The organism is Nocardia sp. bgisy118, assembly GCF_057708605.1.
In genome coordinates this window covers 51,218-74,058 of sequence record NZ_JBYISM010000026.1, presented here as the reverse complement: position 1 = coordinate 74,058, position 22,841 = coordinate 51,218, and the positions used below count along the sequence as shown (strand labels likewise).

The window sequence follows — 22,841 nt, the reverse complement described above, 5'->3', positions numbered from 1 at the left end:
CATGCCTGCTTCGAACTATCCGGGCGTGTACATCGAGGAGGTGTCGAGTGGGGTTCGGCCGCTCGATGTCGCGAGCACCTCGACCGCCGCGTTCGTCGGTCTCGCCGAGATGGGGCCGGACACGGCCACCAGGGTGACGAGCTGGACAGAATTCCAGCGTCGCTACGGATCGTTCTTCGCCGACAGTTTTCTGGCGCATAGCGTGTTCCAGTACTTCAACAACGGCGGCAGGCAGTGCTATGTCGTGCGCGTGACCCGGTCTGACGCCGGGGTCGCCGCCGTAACGATCGACAATCGCGCCGCCGCCCCGGTGCCGGGGTTGAGGCTTTCAGCGAAAAGTAAAGGAGCGTGGGGCAATTCGCTGCTGCTGCAGATCGAGGACGGCTCGGTGAATCCCGGCGACGAGTTCAAGGTGAGCGTCCGGCGTCAGACCGATCCGGCGGTGGTTCCCGCCGATGTCGACGAACTCGCGCCACTGGAGGTGTTCGACAATCTCAGTGTCGATTCCGCCGCGGCGAACTTCGTCGAGACGGTGCTCGGCCGGGAGTCGACGCTGATCGATGCGCGAATGCTGGCCGGTAACACCAGTGTTCAGCGCGGGGTGCTACGCGGTGGTGTCGGACTTGTCCTGCCGCTGGCGGGCAATCTCAGTCTGCAGATCAATCTGGACGGTGACGGATTCCAGGTCGCCACCCTGCCCGCGGCGGCGGGCACCACCAACGACCCGGCGGCCGTCGCTGCGGCGCTGCAAGCCGCGGTACGCGCGTTGACCAGGCGCAAGACCTCGACCGACGCCGCCGCGTTCAGCAGTTTCACCTGCGTGGTCGAAACTCCGGCGGGGCAGCCCCGGCTGGTATTGCAGTCGGGGACCACATCCCCGACCTCTGCCATACTGGTGCAACCGGCGTCGGCGACCGATGCGACGGCCTCCCTGCGCCTCGGTGCGGGCAGCGGCGGACGCTCGGAATCCGGCTCGGCCGTGCGCCGCCCGGCCGCGATCGCCGTGGCGCAGATCGGGGATGCGGCTGTCACGGCGCCGATCTCGGCACCGGTCGCGGGCACCGACGGCGTCGCGCCGGTTACCGCGCAGACCTTCGCTTCGGCCTTCACCGAACTGGATGCGCTGACCGATGCCAGCCTGCTTGCGGTACCCGGCGAGGGCAGCACCGCGATGCTCGACCTCGGCATGGCCTACTGCGCCAACCGGCCGCTGCAGGATATGTTCTACATCGGCGAAACAGCCTCGCACGACGACACCGCCGACGAGGCGGCGTCGTTCCGCCGAAGGCTCTCCAAGGCCAACTCCTATGGGGCCGTGTATTTTCCGTGGGTCAAGGCGCTGGATCCGAGCGGTCGCACCCGCGAACCCATCCTGCTGCCGCCATCGGGATATGTCGCGGGGCTCTTCGCGCGCATCGACGCCCTGCGCGGGGTGTGGAAGGCGCCGGCCGGTGTGGAGGCCAGCCTGAACGGCGTCGTCGGGTTGGCCGCCGAACTCACCGATGTACAGCAGGGGAATCTGAATCCGATCGGTGTCGATGTGATCCGGAGGTTCGCGGGCTCGGGTGTGGTGGTCTTCGGAGCACGCACCATCACTTCCGATCCGGAGTGGCGGTACGTGTCGGTGCGCCGCACCGCGATCATGCTGCGGGTCAGCATTTACAACGGGATCCAGTGGGCGGTGTTCGAACCGAACGACGAGCCGCTCTGGTCGCAACTGCGGCTCAACATCGGTGCGTTCATGACGACGCTGTTCCGGCAGGGCGCATTCCAGGGCGCCACGCCCGCGGAAGCTTTCTTCGTCAAATGTGATGGCGAGACCACCACGCAGGCCGATATCGATGCCGGGGTCGTCAACGTCATGGTGGGCTTCGCGCCCCTGAAACCGGCGGAATTCGTGGTCGTGAGGATCAGCCAGAAGGCTGGACTGGCGTCCGGATAACCGATACGGCCACAGTCGATAAGGAGTGCCACACATGGCAAAGTTCACTGTCAACTCCACGCGATTCGATCCCTATCTCGGGTTCCGGTTCAAGATCGTGGTCGACGGCCAGCCGGTGGCCGGTCTGAGCAAATGCAGTGCGCTCAAGCGCACGACGGAGGTCACCGCGTGGTACGAGGGTGGCGATTCCAGTGGACCGCACCAGATTCCGGGCAAGACGAAATACGACCCGATCACGCTGGAGGCCGGAGTCACCCATGACACCACCTTCGAGGCCTGGGCCAACAAGGTGAACAACTTCCAGGGGGATCCGGCGATGTCGCTGGCCACCTTCCGCAAGAACATCAGTATCGAGGTCTACAACCTGCAGGGGAAGAAGGTGCTGGCATACAACGTCTTTCGCTGCTGGGTCTCGGAATATCAGGCATTGCCGCAGCTGGATGCGGCCGGTAACGCGGTGATGATCAGCACCATCAAGCTGGAGAACGAAGGCTGGGTTCGCGACACCTCGGTGGCCGAACCCCGGGAGACCTAAGGGATGCTGGTGGACGAGTTGCCCGGCGGCTATTGGGACAGCGATGGCAGGTTGCATCGCGAGTTCGAGCTGGCACCGCTGACCGGCCGCGACGAGGAGTCGCTGGCCGGGACGATCGGCGCGCAACCGGCCACCTTCGTCACCGAGCTGCTCAGTCGCTGCGTCGGCCGAGTCGGTGCGATCAGCCCGGTTCCGGCGCGGGTCGCGCGGGAACTGCTGGTCGGTGATCGTCAGTATCTGCTGCTTCGGTTGCGCGCGGCGACATTCGGGGAGCGGGTCCGTGCCCATCTGATCTGCCCGTGGCCGGACTGCGGTAGACCGGCCTCGTTGGATTTCTCGATCACGGAGGTGCCGGTGACATCGGCGGCGGAGCGCGCGCCGCTACACACCATGACCGTGCAGGGCGAACCGGCGCCGCTGGAGATCGAGTTCCGGTTGCCAAACGGTGGTGATCAGGAGGCGGTTTCGGGATTGCTCGAGACGAACGAGGCGGCGGCGCTGACCGCATTGCTGGCGCGATGCGTGGTCCGGATCGGAACACACACTCCGCCGGGCGAGCAGCGGATCGCCGCCCTCTCGCCGCGGGCCCGGTCCGTGCTCGAGGAGCGAATGGCCGCGTTGGCGCCGCGAGTCGACCAAACCATTCACACGACCTGTCCAGAATGCACTCGAACGTTCGTGGCGCCATTCGACATTCAGCACTTCTTCTTCGGTGAGTTTCGCACCGACAACGACGTGCTTTACCGGGAGGTGCACTACCTCGCCTACTACTACCACTGGAGTGAGCACGAGATCATGGGGCTCACCCGCGACAGGCGGCACAGGTATATCGATGTGCTGGCCGGGGCGTTGGAGGAGCAGGCCGATGGCGGGTGAGGGATACCTCCGCGGCGTACTCGCCGAAGGGGCGCGACGGTTCCGGTACCGGAGTGGGGTGCGTGCCCTGCTCGGGCTGCCCGATGAGGTGGGCGCGCGGGTCAGTTTCGCGCCGCCGATGCGTGGTGGGTTCATCGCCGCGGCACCGTCGGGAAGGTTCGAATCGGGGGCGCCATCTCCGGTCCGGAAGAGTCCGTCGCCCGCGCGAGTCCTCGATGTGCACACCACGGTTGTCGATGGTCAGGCCCAGGCACACAACACGGTTGTGTCGCGTTCGGTCGAGTCCTTCGACACGTGGGCGGATCTTCCGATAATCGAAATCCCGCCCGGCACAGCCGGAAGTAGCGAGTACCCGGACGAGCAGGGTGCGCCGCGTCACCGGCCGGGGGCGGTGACGATCGCCGGTGATGTCGACGCCGAAGGCGGTGTGATGTCGTCCGCCGTCCAGGCCGTCGGCGCGGATGGAACCGATGGCGAAGCGGTGTCATCAACTGTTCCGCAAAAGATCTCGCCGACTGTGCCGCATCCGGCTGCGAGCTGGGATCGATCCCAACATCATCCTGCGCCTGCCGCACCTGAGTGCGTCGGGGGAATTCGGCGTTTCGATCAGATACCGGAAGTCGGCGCGCTGGTTGTCGTGCACGGCGGTCCCCCCGAGCCGGCTGAGGTGCTCGGCCACGCCGCATCAGAACAGCGCCGAACGACGCCGGATGCTCGACCGGTCCCGTCGACGGTGGTGTCGCCCGCCTGCGACGAGGCCCAACCTTTTCCGGCCGTACCAATATTGCGACCCAGCGGATCGTTGACCACATCGCCGGGGAAGACGGACGCTTCGCCGACGTCTGACGTGGCTGTGGTGCAAGCTGAGACGGCTCCCCGCCGAGAGGAGGCGGGTGTTCCGCCGACGCCTGATCTGGCTGTGGTGCAAGCTGAGACGGCTCGCCACCGAGAGGCGACGAGCATTTCGCCGCCGCCTGATTCGGTTGTAGTGCAGAATGATTCGCCGCGCGTGGCCCGTATCGCAGCCAGCTCGGCGACGCGATCCGAACACAGACCGGCCGCTGCCCGTACGGTGTCGCGGCGGCCGGTGCGTGCCCCGGCGACGGCTGCGTTCGGAACTGTCGACGATGGCGACGCGTCGGAGTGGTCGCACCCGCCGAACCGGGCGAAAGAGGAACCGGCCACGCCTCGGCCCCCGGAGGAGCGGGATTTCGTTGGTGTCCAGTCGACCTCGGCACTCGACGGTGCCATTGCCTTCTGGGAGCGCCGGTACCTCAGCCTGCTGCGATTACGGAACCTCCGATGAGCGCGTCGACGGCGATCGGCACGGTCAGTACCTCGCTGCGGAATCTGCTCGTCGGCGAGATGCAACTGCGCCCCGCGGTCGAGGTCACCGTGCTTGCCCCCGACGAGCCGGGTGGAAGCCGCCGGATCAACCTGTTCCTCTACCGGATCGCGGAGAATCCGTACCTGAAGAATCAGGACTTCACGGTATGTTCGGAATTGCCCAATCAATTGGTGCCAGCGCCGCTTTCGCTCGATCTGTACTACCTGCTGACGGCGTACGCGCCCAATGATCAAGTTAATGGCAACGCGGCCGCGCATCAGATCCTGGGCGAGGCCATGCGGGTGTTCTACGAGCACCCCGTTGTGCCGGCCATGCATCTCGATCCCGAACTGTCGGCGGCGCGCGAACACCTGCAGATCGCCGCCACGACTCCAGATCCGGAGGAGATCAGCCGGATCTGGACCACCTTCGCCAAGCCGTTCCGAATCTCGGTGCTGTACCAGGTGTCCACGGTCCAACTGGACCGGCTGCCCGCCGCGGCACAGCCGCTGCCTACCCGCGTGCGTCACATCGGTGTCGGGGAGGTGCGCGCACCGTTCCAGCCGCCCGTGGTTACCGGCATGATGCCGTCGGGCGGTACCGCAGGCACCGAAATATCGTTCACCGGTGTATATCTCGCCGGGTGGCAGGTGCACGTGGTCATCGCCGAGCGCACGGTATTCGCCGAACCGCTCGCCGGTGATTCGTTCACGGCCGTGCTGCCCGGGGATCTCCCGTCCGGCCTGTACGACGTGCAGGTGAACGTGTCCGGACTGTTCCGCCGCACCTTCCTGTTCGAGGTGCGGTCATGACAGCCACCGCGTACCAGGACAATCTCGAGCACCTCACTGACGAGCTGCGGCGCCTCGACCTGCTGATTCGGATGCGCACGAACACGCTGCGGCTGCGCAACCGCGAATTCGCCGAGGAGCAGACGGCCCGCGCGGTGTACATCAGCGAACAAGAGGTCGATTGGCTGCTCGCGATCGATTCCAACGCCGCGCCTGCCGCGCCGCCCGACGGTCTGCCGCCTCGGCTACGTGCGCTGTCGAAAGAGATCGAGACCCGTATCGACGGCAGCCTGGAACAGGGGATCTGGCTCGCGCTGCCGATGCTGGGGCGGTTGTTCGGGCTCACGGCATTCGAGCTGCAGGCCGTGATGATCTGTCTGGCCCCCGAGCTGCGCCGCAAATACGACCGGCTGTACGCCTATCTGCAGGACGACATCACGCGCAAGCGGCCGAGCGTCGACCTGATCGTGGAGTTGCTGTGTGCGACCGAGCCGGAAAGGTGGCGGGCCCGAGTCTGTTTCACCGAGGCCGCCCCGCTGGTGCGGGCTGGCATCCTGCGGCAGATCAGCGACCCGGGCAGCCCGTCGGGATCGTCCGGGCTGGCGCAGTTCCTGGCGCTGGATCCGAATATCTGCCAATTCCTACTGGGCGCAGCAGAATTGGATCCGCAGCTGATAGATATCGCAGAGCTGAGCCGTTCCGTCCCGCTGTCCGCGCCACCGGTCGTGGATCCGGAACTCGTGGACGGGGTCGCCCGGATCATCGAGCATCGACTGGAAATGGTTGGACCGCAACGTAGATCGGTGTTCTACTTCGGTGGTCCGGCCGGTGTCGGCAGACGCGAGCTGGCCCGGCAGGTCTGCGATCGATGTGGCGTAGCGCTGCTCTCGGTGGCGGTCGACGCACACGCCGCCGAGTCGGCGCGGCTGTTGCGGCTGGCCATGCGCGACGGCCTGCTGCACCAAGCGGCCGTTTTGGTCGCCGAGGCGGATGTGTTGGTGCACAACGAGAACCATGCGTTGCTCGCCGCGCTGTCGACCGCGATCGCGGACTTCGGCTGGCTGGTCTTCCTGACCGGCTCGTCGGAGTGGGCAGGGGGTGACGAGCTGGGGGGAGTCGTCGTACAGCCGATTGCCTTGACGTTGCCGGATATCGCACGGAGCGCGGCGATCTGGCGATACCACTTGTCCGGGCAGTTCTCGGATACCCCAGCCTGGGCCGAGCAATTGGCGGTCCGGTTCCACCTGCCGCCGGCGCGCATCAAGGCCGCCGCGGAACTCGCCGAGAGCGACCGCTTCCGATCCGCTGCACCGCGCGAGTTGACGCTCGCCGACGTCTCCGCCGCATGCCGTCGGCAGTCCAACCAGAAACTCGGAGACCGAGTGGCGAAGGTGCGCCCGGTGTGCGGGTGGGCCGATCTCGTGCTCCCCCCGGACCGCATCGGCCTGCTCCGGGACATCTGCGCACAGGTCCGCCACCAGCACCGGGTCTACCTCGACTGGGGATTCGGCCCGAAACTCAACCGCGGCAAAGGCATCAGCGCGCTGTTCACCGGCCCGCCCGGCACCGGCAAGACCATGGCGGCCGAGGTGATCGCCGCCGATCTCGACCTGGACCTGTACAAGATGGACCTGTCCGGTGTGGTGAGTAAATACATCGGCGAGACCGAAAAGAACCTCGCCCACATTTTCACCGAGGCAGAAGCCGGGAACGCGATCCTGTTCTTCGACGAGGCCGATGCGTTGTTCGGCAAGCGCACCGAGGTGTCCGACGCCCACGACCGCTACGCCAATATCGAGACCAGCTACCTGCTGCAGCGCATGGAGGACTATGACGGCGTCGTCATCCTGGCGACAAATTTGCGGCAGAATATGGACGAAGCGTTCACTCGCCGCCTCCGCTTCATCGTGGACTTCCCGTTCCCGGCGGTGGACAGTCGACAGCGCATCTGGCAGCAGCTGTTCCCACCTCGAGCCCCGCTCGCCCCCGGCCTCGATTTCGAGGCGCTCGCGCAGGAACTCCCGGTGGCGGGCGCAACCATCAGGAATATCGGCCTGAACGCCGCCTTCCTCGCCGCCGCCGACGGCGGCACCATCGACCGCGGCCATATCCTGCGTGGGGCCCGCCGGGAATACGAGAAGATCGGCAAGCTCTGGACCGAACGCGCCGGTGAACCTCCGGGACACGGGTGAGGAGCGGCATATGTTGACGAAGCATGAAATGCGAAGTCGGGCCGCAGGTATTGCGACCGTCGGCGAAGTGTTCGAGTCGACCGCGACGAATGCCGATCGAGTGGTCATTCAACGCAGTCTCGGTAATGACTACCTGCAGCGGGTCGAATGCCAGGGGCCGGATCCAAATGTCGAGTCGCAAGGCGGATGCGGCTCTCACAGCTGTGGTGGCTGCGCACGGAATCGACTGGTGCAGGCGAAGGCTACGGTGGGTCCCGCGGTAGACCGGTACGAGCGGGAAGCCGACCTGGTCGCCGATCAGGTCACCGGGACGGTCGGACCGGTCGAAGGCCCTGGGGTCGCGCCCGGGCTACGGGGTATCCAAATACATTGTCTGGCTGAGGGATTTGCGTCTCAACGGAATACCGCGGCGGACGTGGAGGTGCCAACCGGCAGCGGCCGTCCGCTTACTGCGGCTACGCGCACATTCATGGAGCCCCGGCTCGGTTACGACTTCGGTGAGGTCCGCGTACACCAGGATGAGGCCGCGCACCGCTCGTCCGTTCAGATTGGGGCGCGGGCATTTACCCATCAGAATCATATCTACCTTCGGCGCGGCGAACACGAGCACGACAGGCGATTGATCGCACATGAGTTGACGCACGTCATTCAACAACGGGGCGGGGCTTTCGCCGGATCCTCCCTGACAAGCCGTCCAGTGTCCGGCCCGGTGCTCACTGCGACCGTGCAACGATCAATAAGCCCGGAACTGGAACCGGTCGAAGAGCATTTGAGCTATGGCCTGATCGACTGGTGGATTACCGACCGAGAGGCGGTGCGCGCACTGGAATTGTTGCAGACGCTGCCCTGGTTCCAGATCGCGGCCTTCTTCACCAACAGCAAGTTCGCCGATCGGCTCCGGGACAATCTCCCGGATAGCCGAGTACCGGAATTCGACGCCTTGGTCGCCGATGTGCGGGGCCTGGTACCGCCGACCGCCACGGTGCCGGCTGTCGAGTCGCGGCTGTCGTACGGACTCTTCGATTGGGCAATCACCGACAAAGATGCCGTGCAGTCATTGAACCTGTTGAAGACGCTGTCGGGAAACCAACTGGCTGCCGCTCTGGCGGTTATCGACTACGGCCGACTGCACGAGAATCTGCCGGACCCCCGCAAGGCCGAACTCAAAGCCTTGTATACGACCGTATTCGGTGTCGGTGGTACGCGAGCCACCGCGTTGGCTGAGTATTCGGGCACGCGCGTCACGAGCCTTGCCTTCCGCTCGGATCAGAACGTGCTCAGGGACAACGATCGCGACTGGGGTAACGGCGGGTCGCTCTACGGTGAGCCCGAGTGGTTCATCAGGCGCGGCGGAGTGGTCAGCCACCCGATGAGCCAGCGTCGCGACACCGAATTGCGGGTCGACGTCCGGCTGGACGTGGCTCCGATCGGTGCCCCGGTCGCGCCGATCCGACTTCTCGGCGTCAGCGGTGAGCCGGCGCTGAATTTCGACTTCACCGGGACTTTGTCAGGCGGGCTCGGACAACTGGTCACGATCGACTCGGTGGGCAAACTGCCCGATACGGTGACCGCGCTTCGGAACAAGGAAATTGTGTGGCACATGCAGTGGCGGGACTCGAAATATGAGATCGGGCGAACGCGGCACACGATATTCGTCACCGCGGGCGAACCCAGAAAACCCGGCCAGGTCACCCATAAACGGATGCGAACAGCGGTGGAGTTGGTAGGCGCTGTGGTTGGTCGGCTAGGCAGCCTCAATCCGCATCGGGTTGTCCGGGAGCTTATGCGCCGGTGGGGAGCCTACGATCTGCGCTACCAACACGAGAACGAGTGGGAGCTGGCCGACCACCTGGATCGCGGCGCACAATGCATCGACATAGTACGGTTCGTGATGGCGCTGCTCGAGACCGTGGGCCTCGAGGGAGACGCCCGCGCGGTACTCGTGTGGGCGCATCCGGACAGCGCTGAGGTAGCCAGAGAGACCGCGCCGAGCCAGGGCGGGCTGTATTATCTCGGCGCGCATCCGATGCATGGCCATTGGTTCGCCGCGCTAATGGACGCCAATGGATGCCCCAATAACTATGAGGCGGCGTTGAAATTCGAACACGGAGGGCGATCTCTGTACTACCCGGGCGGTGTCTCGATGGACGAGATCTATGCCACCAAAGAGGAAGTGCTGCACGTCTTCCAGTGCCTCGCGTGGATATCGCCGATCGGGGAGGACCACTTCAATATCGAAGAGATTCGGAAGGTATACCCGGGCGGTAGCTGTCGAGCTGGCGAGATTCGGTGCACTCATTGATTGATCGCGCTGCGGAGGTGTGCGATGACTGATGGATTTCCCAACAAGCCTAAAATCCTGCGCGGCGCGTTCGTGGAGTTCGGGTTGAGTCTGCCGCCGCTGATCGTGGTGTTTCAGTTCAATCCGGTTCAGCTGACACGTAATCGGGGCCTATCGTTCACTTTTCCCGGCGCACCGCTGGCATCCGAGGCGCCCGGGTACCCGGAGCGGACGTTGCGGAAGTTCCATGGGGAGAAGGACAATGCCAACCTGCTGAACTTGCAGAGGAACCAATTGGTGACGGTGGAAGAGCAGACGATCGGGTTCGATATCCGACTGGATGCGACCGGCAAACTCGATGACGGGGATGGGGTCACCGAGGAGTTCGGGGTGGCCCCGCAGATCGCCACGCTCGAGCTGATGGTGACGCCGAAAGAGGAGAGTCTGATCGGGGCTGCGGTCAGCGCGCTGTTCGGAGAGCCGAAGGGGTTCAGTTTTACTCGCGGTGCGAATCCGCCACTGGTGCTTTTCATTTTCGGTCGTAAGCGGGTGCTGCCGGTGAATATCAACAGTATGAATATCACCGAGACGGAGTTCAGTACGCATCTGAATCCGGTTCGGGCCACGGTGGCGGTGAATCTGACGGTGATCGAGGGCGCCAGTGTGCCCTATATGTACACGCGAGCGCTGACGGAGGTGATGTCGGTGCTGAATCTGGCCAACATCACCGATGTCGCCGATGTCGCCATACCGGGGTGAGCGGAAATGTTCAGCAGGAGTTCACGTTATCGGAAAGTTCTCGATGTGGCGGTGCCGGATGCGGCGGGTCGGGTATTTCCCGCCAAGGCAATTCGGCCGTTACCGGAGGTCGCCGGTCGGCTCTACCACACGGTCCAGGCGGGTGACCGGCTGGATCAGCTGGCGTTCACGTACTACGGCAGGCCGCTGGATTACTGGCGCATCTGCGACGCCAATCCGGAATTCCTCTCGCCGGTCGCTCTGATCGGTATGGAGCCTATTGGCACGACGGAGTTTCCGGTGAAAGCGGCGGTGGCCGATCTCCCCTGGGCGCGTCTGCTCGCGGCATTGGCCGATACGGTCGGGGTAGAGGGCGTCAGGCTGGTGACCGATGGGACGAGCCTGCGCGGGCAGCGCACGGTGGCCGTGACACACAACCGAGCCACCATTGATGTTCCGCTGCTGGCAAAGGTGATCGACAAAGCGGGTTTCGAGCCGGGCCCATCGGTGCGGCGCGGGCGCCTCGGGCAGCCGATCGCCATCCCGGCTCCGGTCGGTGAGTAGGTGGTAGCGATGAAACATGACAGTCTGCGCGTGGAAATCGACGGGGCCGAGATCGACGACCTGTACCGGGACCTGCTGAGCCTCGAGATCGAACTCGACGATCAACTGGCGGCGATGTTCCGGATCACGATGGCGCTGTTACAAAGTCCCGACGGGTCGTGGCCGTATCTGGACGACCCGCGTTTCTCGCTGTGGCGCCGGGTGGTCGTCACCGCAGGTCTCGAGGACGACGAGCACCAGTTGATCGTGGGCTACATAACGCATCTGCGCCCCAGCTTCGGGACGGGCCTTGAGCAGTGCCGCCTCGACATCTGGGGGATGGACGCCACCGCGTTGATGGACCGGGTGGATCGGTTGAAGGATTGGCCAAACAAGACCGACAGCGATATCGCGACCGAGATCTTCCAGGGCTACGGACTCGCCCCCGAGGTGACCGGCACCGATATCGTTCATGACGAGGAACTGTCCACCATCATCCAGCGCGAGACCGACATTCAGCTGCTGCGTCGGATGGCGCTGCGCAATGGATTCGAATGTTTCGTCGATGGCGACACCGGCTACTTCCGCACACCGGCCGTCGACACCGCGCCCCAGCCGGTCCTCTCGGTGTTGTTCGGAGCCGAGACGACCGTCAACCGGTTCGAGCTGGACGCCAATGCGCTGACGCCGTCGGAGGTGACGATGTGCCAGCTGGATCATGTCAGCGGCGAGGTGCTGACAGCGCAGGCACGGCCGGGGCGCCGGCCCGGCCTCGGCGCCGAACCGGCATCCAGTTGCCTCGCCCCCGGCATGGAGCCCGGACTGGTGCAGATCGGACGGACCGTCACCACCGGCAACCCGGAGATGTCCGCGCTGTGTGATGGTCTGCTCGATCAGGGCTCCTGGTTCGTGACCGGCCGGGGCGAGGTGGCCGCGAACCAATACGGCGCCATCCTGCGCCCGCGCGCCACGGTGACGATCAAGGGCGTCGGCGAGACGCACAGCGGGGTCTACTACGTCGCGCACGTGACCCACCGATTCACCGCGGCGGGCTACCTTCAGTCGTTCCGAGTCAAGCGAAATGCCCTGATGCCCATCGGTGATGAGGATTTCGCGGGCGAGTCGGGCGGGCTCCTCGGCGCTTTGGTGGGAGGCCTGTGATGGCGGAACTGGAACGCGTCGTCGCCGATCTGGTCGAGCGGGCCGAACGGCACTTCTATGGCAAGTACCGGGGCATCGTGGTCGACAACGACGATCCGGCCCGGCTCGGCAGGCTCAAAGTCATGGTGCCCAGCCTGCTCGGGCCGGATGTAGTGACTGGCTGGGCCACGCCGTGCGTTCCGTACGGGGGCTCGGCGGGTCACGGTTTGCTGTTCATCCCCGAGCGCCAGGCCGGGGTGTGGGTGGAATTCGAGGAAGGCGATCTCGAATATCCGATCTGGGTCGGCACTTACTGGTGCAAGCCGGGCGGGAACAGTCAGGCGCCCAAACCGCAGTCGGAGGACGGCACCGAAGCCGGTGACGTGCAGCAACCGCCCACCCGCAAGATCATCAAGACCGCCAAGGGACACACGCTGCAGTTCGAAGACGCCGACGGCTCGGAGACGGTCCTGGTGCGGGAGGGCAGCCGAGGGCATTCGATCACGATGAACAAAGAGGGCGTCAAGATCGTCGACGAGACCGGCAATACAATCGAAATGTCTCCCGATGCAATGACATTGATGGCGAAAGTGCCGTTGACCATCGATGCCGCCGGACAGCCGGTCAGCATCGTCGCCAGCTCCATCGACCTGAAGAAGGGGTGAGCTATGGGCAAACTCCTCATAGTCGCGAATGACCCGGTGCGGGGCACCGACACCCACACGGTGGCGGGCAGTGATACCAGCACTCCGCCGATTACCTATACGGGCACCGGTGATTTCGAGTACAACGGTGCCATCACCGATCGGCTGAGCGACCTCGTCAGCATCGATGGCACGCCGATCGCACTGCTGACCAGCGGCAGCACTCTGAATACGGGCGAGAGTCAGCCGCCCGCGGGGAAACACAGTGGGCCACAGGGCGGCAACTTCACACCGGCCGCACCGGCGCCGAACAAGGCGACCTTGCAGATCACCGACAAGCCGTTGGGCGTGGGCAGCCCGAGCGCGGACGCGGGCAGCACGGTCCTGTCGGTCGACGGCGTGCGAGTCCTCCTGGACAGCGACCACATCGATACGTGCAGCGGCGTCGGCGCCACGGCGGGCTCGTCGGTGACCGCAGCGGGCCAGAGCTTCGTGACGGCATCGTGATTCACGAGAATGGAAGTGCGACATGGCAACCGGAACGGCATTCCCCTTCGACGTCACCGCCGACGGCACGATCGATCTGGAGCGTGATGACACCACCGGTCTGCGCGGGAGGATCATCCAGGTGCTCTTCACCGCCCCTGGTGAGCGGGTCAACCAGCCCGAATTCGGTTGTGGGCTCTTCAATCTGGTCTTCGACCCGAACAACGAGATCATGGTGGCCGCGATCGAGTTCACCATCGGCCAGGCGCTGAACGGGTGGTTGGGTGACGAAATCGTGGTCGGCGGCGTCGACGTCCGCTCGTTCGATGAGACCGTGACGGTCGAGGTGGCCTACCTGCGCCGCCGCGACCTCTCCCCGCAACGCGTCCGGCTGCGCTTCGGATAGGGGCGGTCATGGCAGAGATCAGGCAAGTGAACGGTCGACCCGTCATCGACTACATGGCACGTGACTACGAAAGTCTGCTGCGCGCAATGCGCGAGCAGATTCCCCGGCTGCTACCCGAATGGCGGTCCTATACCAACGAAGCCGATGTCGGCAATGTACTGCTCGAGCTGTTCGCCTACCTAGGCGACATCCTGAGCTACTACCAGGACCGGGTAGTCAACGAGAGTTTCCTCGCCACCGCCCGCTCCCGCCGCAGCGTCATCCAACACCTCCGCCTGATCGGCTACGAACTGGGCACCGCCGCACCCGCCGCCGCGGCATTGGATGTGACGGTGCCCGCGGCGGTTACCACGACGGTGACCATCTCGAAGGGGGACGCATTCGCGACCAAGAGCAGGCCCGGGCGTCCAAGCGCGCGCTTCGAGTACACGCGTGACGTGCCGATGACGATCGACTTCGGGCAGCTCCCTGCAGGTGCGTCCGGGCACCGGACCTTTCCTGGCGTCCCGGTCGAGGAAGGGCGATTGATCCGTGACGAAATACTCGGCAGCTCAGACGGATCCGCCCGCCAACGCTTCGCCCTGGTACATCCGCGGGTGCTGCTGCGTCCACCGGGTCCCACCGCCGACGGCGGTGGGGATGTGGCTGTGGTGACCGACCTCGCCGGTACCGAGGCGGTCTGGACCCGCCGGGACAGCCTGGCCTTCAGCCGGACCGATAACTTCGACTTCGTGATCGAAGTCGACGATGAGGACCGGGCCTTCGTCGTATTCGGTGACGATGTGCTCGGCGCGATTCCACCGGCGGGCGCACGCATCGTCGCGTCCTATCGCGTCGGCGGCGGGCAAGCGGGCAATGTCGCGGCCGGGGCAATCCAAACACTCGTCAGCGCACCACAACTCGCGCTGCTCGGCGCCACTGTGAGCAATCCGGTGTCGGCGAGCGGCGGCGCGGAGCGCGAGAGTATCGAGCATGCGGTCGAGCACGCGCCCGCGGTGTTTCGATCGCTGCGCCGCGCTGTCACCGCTGGCGATTACGAGGCGCTGGCCCGCAATTTCAAAGGCGTGGCGAAGGTTCGTGCGGTCAGCGCCGCGTGGAGCGTGGTGACGCTGTACGTCGCACCGGACGGACGCGGCAAGGTCAGCGATGTGCTCGAGGCGGAACTGAAGGGCTACTTCGAAGACAAGCGGATGCTCACCCAGATCGTCGAGATCGCCGATGTGGACTATGTCCCGATCTATGTGACGGCCGAAATCGGTGTGCAGGGTTTCTATGTGCGTGCCGACGTCGTCGCCGCTGTCCAGGCGGCCGCGGCCGAGCTCTTGCGGTTCGATCGCGTCGACTTCGGGCAGACGGTCTACCTGAGCAAGTTCTATGAGCAGAGCCAAGATGTCCCCGGCGTGCAGTTCGTCAATATCGTCGAGTTCGGGCGGGACCGACCCGGTACCGCCATCGATCCGCAGGGCACGATCGAGCTGGGTCCGAACGAGCTGGCGATCACACCGCCCGACGCCGACTACGCGGCGGGGATGCGGGTCGTCGTGATCGACCGGAGCGGGGGCTGAGATGCGCCTTGTCCGAATCGTCGCGACCGCCGATCCCGCGGGCAATCGCATCGACGTGAGCTGGGACTACCCGGACTCCGCGCCGTCGGGTGCCGGGGTGCGGGTGGTCCGCGCGACGACCGGGTATCCACAGACGCCGGACGACGGCGTCCTGGTGGCGGAGGGCGCCGGACTACGCGCGGCGCACGATTCCGCGTTGCATGGGGAGCGGACGTACTACTACGCCCTGTTCCCCTTCATCGGGACACCTGCACGGTTCGAACCCGATTCGGGCAATCGGATCAGCGCCACGGCGACCGCCCGATACGACTTCGCGCATCAGATCTACGAGCTGCTGCCCGCCATCTACCGGCGCTACGATGCGCGCACCGATCGGCTGCGCCGCTTTCTCGAGCTGCCGGGCGCGCAATTCGACCAGCTCTACAGCCTGACCCGGGCGGCATTGCGGCTGACTGAGGTCGATCGTGTCGACGCCGCGTTGCTGCCGCTGCTGGCCCAGTGGATCGGGTGGCGGACCGACTTCGGGCTCCCGATCGATCGGCAGCGCACCGAGATTCGGCACGCGCCGTGGCTATATCGGACCAACGGCGTGATTACGGCGCTCGACGCGACCGTTACCCGGGTGACCGGCTGGCCGAACCGCACCAAGGAGTTCGTGCACAATGTGGCTCGGACGAATCGACCGGAACGATTGAACCTCTGGTCCACCCGGCGCGCGGCGGACGGCACCTGGGCCACACCAGCACTGCTGTCGGTGAACGACGCCTACGAGGGCCGCCCGGTGATGGTGTCACTGCTCGACAACTCCCGGCTGTTGATTTTCCACACCTATCGCAGCCACGGCTGGGATATCTGGGGCAAGCGTTTCGTGAATGGCGCCTGGCAGCCGAGCGAGCCGATCGTGGACCGGCCGGGCATCGATCGGCACCCGAGTGCAGCGCGGCAGGGTGATCGGGTATGGCTGTTCTGGGAAACGTATTTCGATCCGAAACCTGGTTTGGTAAACGGGATCTGGCGGGTCACGTCGAGTATCCGTACGGATCGGACGTGGTCGCCCGCGGAGTTCTTCGGCGATCCGGACACCGAGTCCAGACTGCCCGCGGCGGTGGCCGACAACGCGGGCGGGGTCTGGCTGAGCTGGCTCGAGCGGGACGCGAGCGGCTGGTCGGTCCGATACAACCGGCACGACGGCACTCGATGGCAATTGGCCGAGCCGGCCACCATGCCACCGGATGCCGGTAATCCGCCACGGGTGCAGGACGATCCGGTGCTGCTGTTCCACCCGAGTAGCGGCGCCGGGCGGCTGTTCCTGTTCTGGGCTCGGCAGGAGCGGGGCGGACCGGCCGGTCGAACGCGGTGGACGGTGGCGTATCGGAGTAAGCAGAGCCTCGATCCCGCCGTCGCGGACTGGTCACCGATCCGCGTACTGCCGCGGGCCGGTGCGGGAGAATTCCATGATCGCGAACCCGCGCCGACGGCATTGGTGGGCAATGAGATCGAGCTGTTCTGGAGCTCGACCCGCGCGGGAGGCTGGTCGATCTTCCGTAGCGTACTCGACGTTGGCACGTTCACCTGGGCGCCCGTCGAGCGGGTCACCGCCACCCCGTTTTCCGAGCGCGCGCCGGCCGCCGTCGGATCCGTTCCGAGCGCGACGCTGGTCTTCCGGTCGAATGCGAGCCTGCATCCCGGCGAAATGCCGGTGTCCGACAGCGCCTTCGACGACACTCTCGACCAGCGTTACGCGGGCTCCACCACGGTGGATACCGGCAACGGCGGAAAGCTCGCGCTGCTGGGCAGTTTCGAGGATTTCCAAACCTACACAAACGATTCGGGCGCCGCCGGAATACGCACCGACGACAACCGCATCGCCCGCGACACCGTCGGACTCTTCCTCACCCCGACGGTCTCGGAGGCGGAGCAGATCGACCTCGCCGTATCCCGGTTGCGCAGCGTCCTGAGTGAATTCCTGCCGGTTACCACGCGCGCCGTCATCGCCAAGGAGCTTCCCAATGAGATTGTCAAGCCCGGAAGTTGACTTCCGGTGAGGAGGTCAGGCCGCTGTGGCGACGGGCGGCAGGGGCTCGTAGGGGCGGTTCTCACGGATCAGTGCCCACAGAACGTTGACTCGACGGCGGGCCAGCGCGAGGACGGCTTGGGTGTGTTTCTTGCCTTCTGCACGCTTCCTGTCGTAGAACTGGCGCGATTGGGGGCAGCATCGGATGCTGACCATCGCCGAGTAGTAGAAGACGCGGTTGAGGCCGCGGTGATATCGCTTGGGCCGGTGAAGGTTCCCGCGTATTCGCCCGGAATCCCACGGGGCCGGGGCGAGTCCGGCGAATCCGGCCAATCGGTCCGGGGTGCCGAAGAAGCCCATGTCGCCGCCAGCGGCGGCGAGGAACTCCGCGCCGAGCAGAGTCCCGATGCCGGGCAGGCTGATGATTACCTCGGCGAGTTCGTGGCGGTGAAATCGGCCCTCGATGAGCTTGTCGATGTCTTTGATTCGCTCGTTGAGGGCCATCACCTCCTCGGCCAGCGCCGCGACCATCGTCGCGGTCAACTGCTCGCCGGGCAGGACACTGTGTTGGCGGTGGGCGGCCTCGACCGCGGCTGCGGCGATTTTGCCCGGATTTCTGATTTTCCTTGTGCGCAACCAGGATTCGAGCCGGGCTGCGCCGATGCGGCGCAGCGCGGCCGGAGTCTGGTAGCCCGACAGCGGCATCAGCGGCCCGGCCAGGGTGAGGTTGTCGAAGGCACGTTCCAGGGCCGGGAAGATCCCCGTCAGCAGGCCGCGCAGCCGGTTGATGACCCGGGTGCGGTCGGCGACGAGGTCGGCGCGGCGGGTGGTGAGCAGTTTGAGCTCCACGGTGATTTCATCACCGGGACGCAGCGGGTGCAGATCCCGGCGCATGCGCGCCTGGTCGGCGATGATCGCGGCGTCTCGGGCGTCGGTCTTGCCCTCGCCGCGGTAGCCGCCGGCGGCTCGGTTCAAGGTCCGGCCCGGCAGGTAGAGCAGCGACTGCTCCCGCCCGAGGAGCAACCCGATCAGCAGGGCGGCACCGCCGTCGTTGAGGTCTATCGCCCAGATCACGTCCTCGGCCCGCCCGCCGACCTCGCCGATGAGTTTCACCAGCTCGGGTTCGTCATTGGCAATCCGCCGCGACAGCAGCCGTTCGCCGTCGGTGTCGATGACCACGCAGTGGTGGTCGGTCTTTCCGATATCCACGCCAGCCCAGATCCGGGCCATGCCCACCTCCATCAGCCTGTTGGAACTTCGTGCCGCAGACGACCGCCCCGACGTTGCCCTACACAGCGATTCGCTCGCACATCCCAATATGCAGCCGGGTCGTCGCGGGGAACCGGGCGGCCAAGCTCCCGGAGCCACAACCGGCACAACCATGAAAGCCACACCCGGTTCCCCTGGGCCGCCGGGACTTTACAGGCTCGACCGACCCAGGAAGAAAGGTAGGGCAGCCATGAGTGATTTCTCTCGGCCACCGCTGGAACTGTTGCAGTCCAATCTGCAGAAGGGCTACGTCGGCCTGCACATCGAGCAGGGCGTGCCGATCCTCGACCGCGATCTCAACTTGCTGCACGACCTACTGGCCGCCGGGCTACGCAACCTGTTCGCCCGGTATATCGGTGACGGCGTCGCGGCCGGTGCCGACGGGTTCGCGGTGCAGGCAATGCCCAGCGGCCAGAACCGGCAGGACTTCCGGATCGCCGCCGCCGAAGGGGGTTCGGGTTTTTTGTTGGTCGGGGGAGTCGAGGCGAGCATCGAACAATCGATCCGATACAGCGAGCAGACCGGTCTGCCTGCCTTGACGACACCCGGTGCCGCACAGACTGATCCGCGGGACGACACGGTGTACCTGGACGTCTTCCTGACCGATGTGGATGCCACGGCGGATCCGGAGCTGGGCAATGCGCTCGATGTCGGCATGCAGACTGCGATCCGGCTCAAGCCCGCCTGGACGGTCCGGGTCGCCGAGGGCGTCACATTACCGAAACCACCTGCGGGACACAATTTCTCCCCGCTCGCGCAGCTGCGCCGACCGCGGGGTGTCGATACCGTCGAACCGTCGATGATCACCGACCTGCGCCAGCGCGGACTCGGCCTGTCCAATCTGCTGCGTCGCCTCACGCGGCTGGAGGAGATACTGACCTTGCCCGCGTTCACCACCCCGGCATTCACTCCGCCACGGGGCATCATCAATCAGCTGACCACCATCAACGGCACCAATTTCACCGTCGGGGGTGTGGCAAATGTCAGGGTGCTGTTCGGTGATCGTTCTGTCGTGCCGACCACGGCGTCGGCAACCCAGCTGCAAGCCCGAGTTCCGGCCGAATTGGTGCCGACCGGAACAGCATTCGTCGACGTAAAGATCGCGGTGCATACCAAGGGTGGCTCGGTGGTCAGCGAGGAGACCTTCCGGGCGGCCAAGGTGGTGCCGATACCGGCCTTCGGCACCCCGCCGTTCCCGCCCAATGGTCCTGTGGGCCAAAGCATCCGCATTACAGGAACCAATTTCGGCTGGGCGCCGGTCACCGTGAAGTTCGACACGACCGACGCGTCGGTGATCGGTACCCCGTCCGATACGCAGATCGAGGTGATGGTGCCGCCGAGTCTGGTGACCGCTGGACAGCCCCGTGATGTCCGCATCACGGTGACAACGGCGGGCGGCAGCATCGTGAGCAGCCAGTTTTTCCGTGCCATCAGCGCCTAGCCGGGACCAGCGGAATTGTGAAATCAGCAGCGATAGTTCGTTAATCGAGCGCAGAGGAGTTAGTCATGACATCACTGATAGGACAGGATTCGACGAGCAGCGGCTTCGACCCCGGACTGCAGAATCCGCAGAGAACCTTCGGGGTGTGGGGCGACAGCGGCGACGGTGACGGCATCATCGGCAGCAGTGCTACCGGAAGCGGGGTCTTCGGCCACTCCGTCGATGCGAATGCCGCCGCGATCCGCGGCGTCAGCCTGCAGGGCACCGCGGTCGACGCCGTCAGCTCCAGCGGGACCGCGGTGCACGCCCAGAGCGGACCCGCGGCGGGCGGCACTGAAGTAATTCTGGCCGGCCCCAGCCACTCCGGGGATTTCCGGGGTCCGGTTCGCATGACCGGTGCGCTCGAGGTGACCGGTTCGGGGACCTTCGGCGAGAACGTCAGGGCGGCCGGTACGTTCGAGGCCGGGGCAGGGGCCTTCAGCGGCGATGTCACGACCACCGGTGCGCTGGTTGCCGAGAACATCACCGCAAAAGGTGTTCTGGATGCGGTCGGGGATATCAAGACTGAGGGTGCTCTGGGGGTCACCGGCACAGGTTCCTTCGGCGGTGACGTCACGACCACCGGTGGGCTCGGGATCAGTGGTGCGGGGACCTTCGGTGGGAACGTCAACGTCACCGGTCCGCTGGTTGCCGGGGCTGGTTCCTTCACCGGCGATGTCACGACCACCGGTGCGCTCGGGGCCGACGGGAATATCACGACGAAGGGTGTCCTGGATGCGGTCGGGGACATCAAGACAGAGGGTGCCCTGGAAGTCGACGGCACCGGTTCCTTCGGCGGCGATGTCGAAATGTCCGGTGGGCTCACCGTCGGCAATAGACTGGGGGTGGGTGTCACCGATCCGACCCACGCATTGCATGTCGCGAGGGTCCGCGGTATCCGCCAGAACGAGCTCTACCTCAGCGGCAGCAAGGGCTGGAGCAGCCTGAGCTACAACGCTCACCACAACAACACCAACGACAAGTGGGAATTTCCGAATCCCAACCGCGAGGCGGTCACCATCGAGATGGACGACAAGGGTGGTAAGCCGCGCTTCGAGGTGTGGAGCACCACGAAGGAGAACACCACCGGCTGGCAGTCGCGGTTCATGATCGACGGCCAAACCGGGACGGTCAGCATTCCGCACAGCCTACTCTCGGTCAACAATGACAAGCCCGCGGGCGATCCCAAGTCCGCGACTGCGAATGCGGTATGTGCGATCAGCAAGAACGCAATCGGCGTATTCGCCAGCGGCAAGACCGCCCTATTCGCCAGCGGCCCTTCGACATTGGGCGGCGATGTCCATGTGACCGGCGTGCTCACCACCGGAAACGACAAACGCTTCGTCATCGACAGCCCGACCGATCCGGAGAACAAGACGCTCACCCACGTCTGCGTCGAATCCGATGAACGATGCAATGTCTACTCAGGAAATGTCGTCCTCGACGACGACGGCACCGCCGAGGTCGAGCTGCCGAATTGGTTCTGCGCCCTCAACGTGGATTTCCGGTATCAGCTGACCTGCATCGGACAGTCAGAACCGGTGTATATCGCGAAAGAGGTCGCCGCCAATGCCTTTACGATCGCGGGCGGAATCGCCGGCCTGAAGGTCTCCTGGCAGCTGACCGGCATCCGAGACGACGCGTGGGCCCGGGCCAACGCCCTGCAGGTCGAACAGGAGAAGCCGGAGGAAGAGAAGGGATACTTCCTGAATCCGGAGGCATTCGGGCACGACGTTACCCGCCACGTCCTCTACCGGCGTAACGAGGGGCTGGTCAAGCGGCATCCACGCCAGGCCGAGCAGGTGATCCGGGCCTTCCGTCGCGGCGTGCACGATTCGGGAGACTCGACGGCAACCTCGTAGCCGCCTACGACCTCGGCAACTCCGACGCCGAAGTCGGACTCGCGCATTACGTGTCTGGCTAGACCGCCGCTGCGGCCGCCGTCCGCGGAGAAGGGGGACAGCGCGAAGGAGCGCTGCTTCGGACGATGACGTTCGAAGCAGCCCTCCTGATGCGGCAATCGGCGTGTGATCAGGCGTGCGCGGCTGCCAAGCGGCGCGGCTCGAGGGCCGCGGCGAGCAGGTAGCTGCCTCCGCCCGCCAGTGCCAGCAGCCAATACAGGTTGGCGCCGTGGAAGAACAACGCGGCGCCCGACACGAGAGCGAGCCACGCGCCGAGGGAGTACTGCAGGACATCGCGGTAGGCGACGCCGCCAGCGAGGTAGAGCAGACCGACAACCACACCGGAACCGGTGGGCCAGAGCAGAGTCTGGATCGCCGGGTCGCCGATGACCGAACTCAGCGCTGTGATGACGACGAAGAGCGCGCCGAAGCCGATCACCCACGACGCAGCGAGCAGGCCGGAGACAAGGGGGTCGGCCGTGGCAGTGCGACGTGCCCGCCCGGCGGCGGCGCCGGTGATGGCCAACGCCGCGAGCAGACCCCCTCCCAGCAACAGCATCGGCACAGGACCGGGCAGGTCGACGAGCGGGTCGTCGCCGTGGGCCAGGGCGAAGGCGCCGTGGCCGACGAGCCAGGCCGCGCCGAAGCTCAGATAGGAGGAGCGGTTGTCCAGGATGGTGCGCGCGGACGCCGCGATGAGGTGGGACATGA

General features: G+C 65.4%; 19 protein-coding genes. 17 read left to right on the top strand and 2 right to left on the bottom strand.

The window, feature by feature from the left end; translation table 11 throughout:
- Position 1: 1 nt before the first annotated feature.
- From AC3EO7_RS27680 to AC3EO7_RS27610, 15 genes are read left to right on the top strand one after another with little or no spacing between them, the layout of a single operon-like run.
- Positions 2-1,942, top strand: coding sequence for a phage tail sheath family protein (locus AC3EO7_RS27680; RefSeq protein ID WP_435592825.1), 1,941 nt, complete (start codon positions 2-4; stop codon positions 1,940-1,942).
- A 34-nt stretch (positions 1,943-1,976) separates the two neighbouring features.
- Positions 1,977-2,477 carry a phage tail protein gene (locus tag AC3EO7_RS27675; RefSeq protein ID WP_435592824.1) on the top strand — a complete coding sequence of 167 codons (501 nt, stop codon included), beginning with the start codon at positions 1,977-1,979 and terminating at the stop codon, positions 2,475-2,477.
- A gap of 9 nt (positions 2,478-2,486) precedes the next feature.
- Complete coding sequence (locus AC3EO7_RS27670; RefSeq protein WP_435592823.1) at positions 2,487-3,353, top strand: T4 family baseplate hub assembly chaperone; 867 nt, start codon at positions 2,487-2,489, stop codon at positions 3,351-3,353.
- A gap of 58 nt (positions 3,354-3,411) precedes the next feature.
- Positions 3,412-4,659, top strand: a complete 1,248-nt coding sequence (locus AC3EO7_RS27665) for a hypothetical protein (RefSeq protein ID WP_435592822.1) — start codon at positions 3,412-3,414, stop codon at positions 4,657-4,659.
- Positions 4,656-5,492, top strand: coding sequence for a Pvc16 family protein (locus AC3EO7_RS27660; protein WP_435592821.1), 837 nt, complete (start codon positions 4,656-4,658; stop codon positions 5,490-5,492). The genes AC3EO7_RS27665 and AC3EO7_RS27660 overlap by 4 nt, the downstream gene beginning before the upstream one ends.
- Positions 5,489-7,663, top strand: a complete 2,175-nt coding sequence (locus AC3EO7_RS27655; RefSeq protein WP_435592820.1) for an ATP-binding protein — start codon at positions 5,489-5,491, stop codon at positions 7,661-7,663. Before AC3EO7_RS27660 ends, AC3EO7_RS27655 begins: the two co-directional genes overlap by 4 nt.
- 10 nt (positions 7,664-7,673) lie before the next feature.
- Positions 7,674-9,965, top strand: a complete 2,292-nt coding sequence (locus AC3EO7_RS27650; RefSeq protein WP_435592819.1) for an eCIS core domain-containing protein — start codon at positions 7,674-7,676, stop codon at positions 9,963-9,965.
- Positions 9,966-9,989: 24 nt separating this feature from the next.
- Positions 9,990-10,703, top strand: a complete 714-nt coding sequence (locus AC3EO7_RS27645; protein WP_435592818.1) for a hypothetical protein — start codon at positions 9,990-9,992, stop codon at positions 10,701-10,703.
- A 45-nt stretch (positions 10,704-10,748) separates the two neighbouring features.
- On the top strand, positions 10,749-11,246 hold the full coding sequence (locus AC3EO7_RS27640; protein ID WP_435592817.1) for a LysM peptidoglycan-binding domain-containing protein: 498 nt from the start codon (positions 10,749-10,751) through the stop codon (positions 11,244-11,246).
- Between the two features lie 9 nt (positions 11,247-11,255).
- The gene (locus tag AC3EO7_RS27635; protein ID WP_435592816.1) at positions 11,256-12,386 is read left to right on the top strand and encodes a phage late control D family protein; all 1,131 of its coding nucleotides are present in this window, start codon (positions 11,256-11,258) and stop codon (positions 12,384-12,386) included.
- On the top strand, positions 12,386-13,030 hold the full coding sequence (locus AC3EO7_RS27630; protein WP_435592815.1) for a phage baseplate assembly protein V: 645 nt from the start codon (positions 12,386-12,388) through the stop codon (positions 13,028-13,030). Before AC3EO7_RS27635 ends, AC3EO7_RS27630 begins: the two co-directional genes overlap by 1 nt.
- A 3-nt stretch (positions 13,031-13,033) precedes the next feature.
- Positions 13,034-13,516 (top strand): hypothetical protein, encoded by a 483-nt coding sequence (locus AC3EO7_RS27625; protein ID WP_435592814.1) that lies wholly within the window; start codon positions 13,034-13,036, stop codon positions 13,514-13,516.
- Positions 13,517-13,538: 22 nt separating this feature from the next.
- Complete coding sequence (locus tag AC3EO7_RS27620) at positions 13,539-13,901, top strand: GPW/gp25 family protein (protein ID WP_435592813.1); 363 nt, start codon at positions 13,539-13,541, stop codon at positions 13,899-13,901.
- An 8-nt stretch (positions 13,902-13,909) separates the two neighbouring features.
- A complete protein-coding gene (locus AC3EO7_RS27615) occupies positions 13,910-15,466 on the top strand; it encodes a baseplate J/gp47 family protein (protein WP_435592812.1) in 1,557 nt (518 codons plus the stop codon).
- 1 nt (position 15,467) lies between these two features.
- Positions 15,468-17,501 (top strand): hypothetical protein, encoded by a 2,034-nt coding sequence (locus AC3EO7_RS27610; protein ID WP_435592811.1) that lies wholly within the window; start codon positions 15,468-15,470, stop codon positions 17,499-17,501.
- A 15-nt stretch (positions 17,502-17,516) separates the two neighbouring features.
- On the opposite strand, the gene AC3EO7_RS27605 is transcribed toward AC3EO7_RS27610, so the two are convergent.
- The gene (locus AC3EO7_RS27605; RefSeq protein ID WP_435592810.1) at positions 17,517-18,710 is read right to left on the bottom strand and encodes an IS110 family RNA-guided transposase; all 1,194 of its coding nucleotides are present in this window, start codon (positions 18,708-18,710) and stop codon (positions 17,517-17,519) included.
- 151 nt (positions 18,711-18,861) lie between these two features.
- On the opposite strand from AC3EO7_RS27605, the gene AC3EO7_RS27600 reads away from it, so the two are divergent.
- Positions 18,862-20,190, top strand: coding sequence for an IPT/TIG domain-containing protein (locus tag AC3EO7_RS27600; protein WP_435592809.1), 1,329 nt, complete (start codon positions 18,862-18,864; stop codon positions 20,188-20,190).
- Positions 20,191-20,255: 65 nt separating this feature from the next.
- A complete protein-coding gene (locus AC3EO7_RS27595) occupies positions 20,256-22,091 on the top strand; it encodes a hypothetical protein (RefSeq protein ID WP_435592808.1) in 1,836 nt (611 codons plus the stop codon).
- 169 nt (positions 22,092-22,260) lie between these two features.
- On the opposite strand, the gene AC3EO7_RS27590 is transcribed toward AC3EO7_RS27595, so the two are convergent.
- Entirely contained in the window at positions 22,261-22,839 is a 579-nt protein-coding gene (locus tag AC3EO7_RS27590; RefSeq protein ID WP_435592807.1) for an ABC transporter permease, read from the bottom strand.
- Positions 22,840-22,841 lie beyond the last annotated feature (2 nt).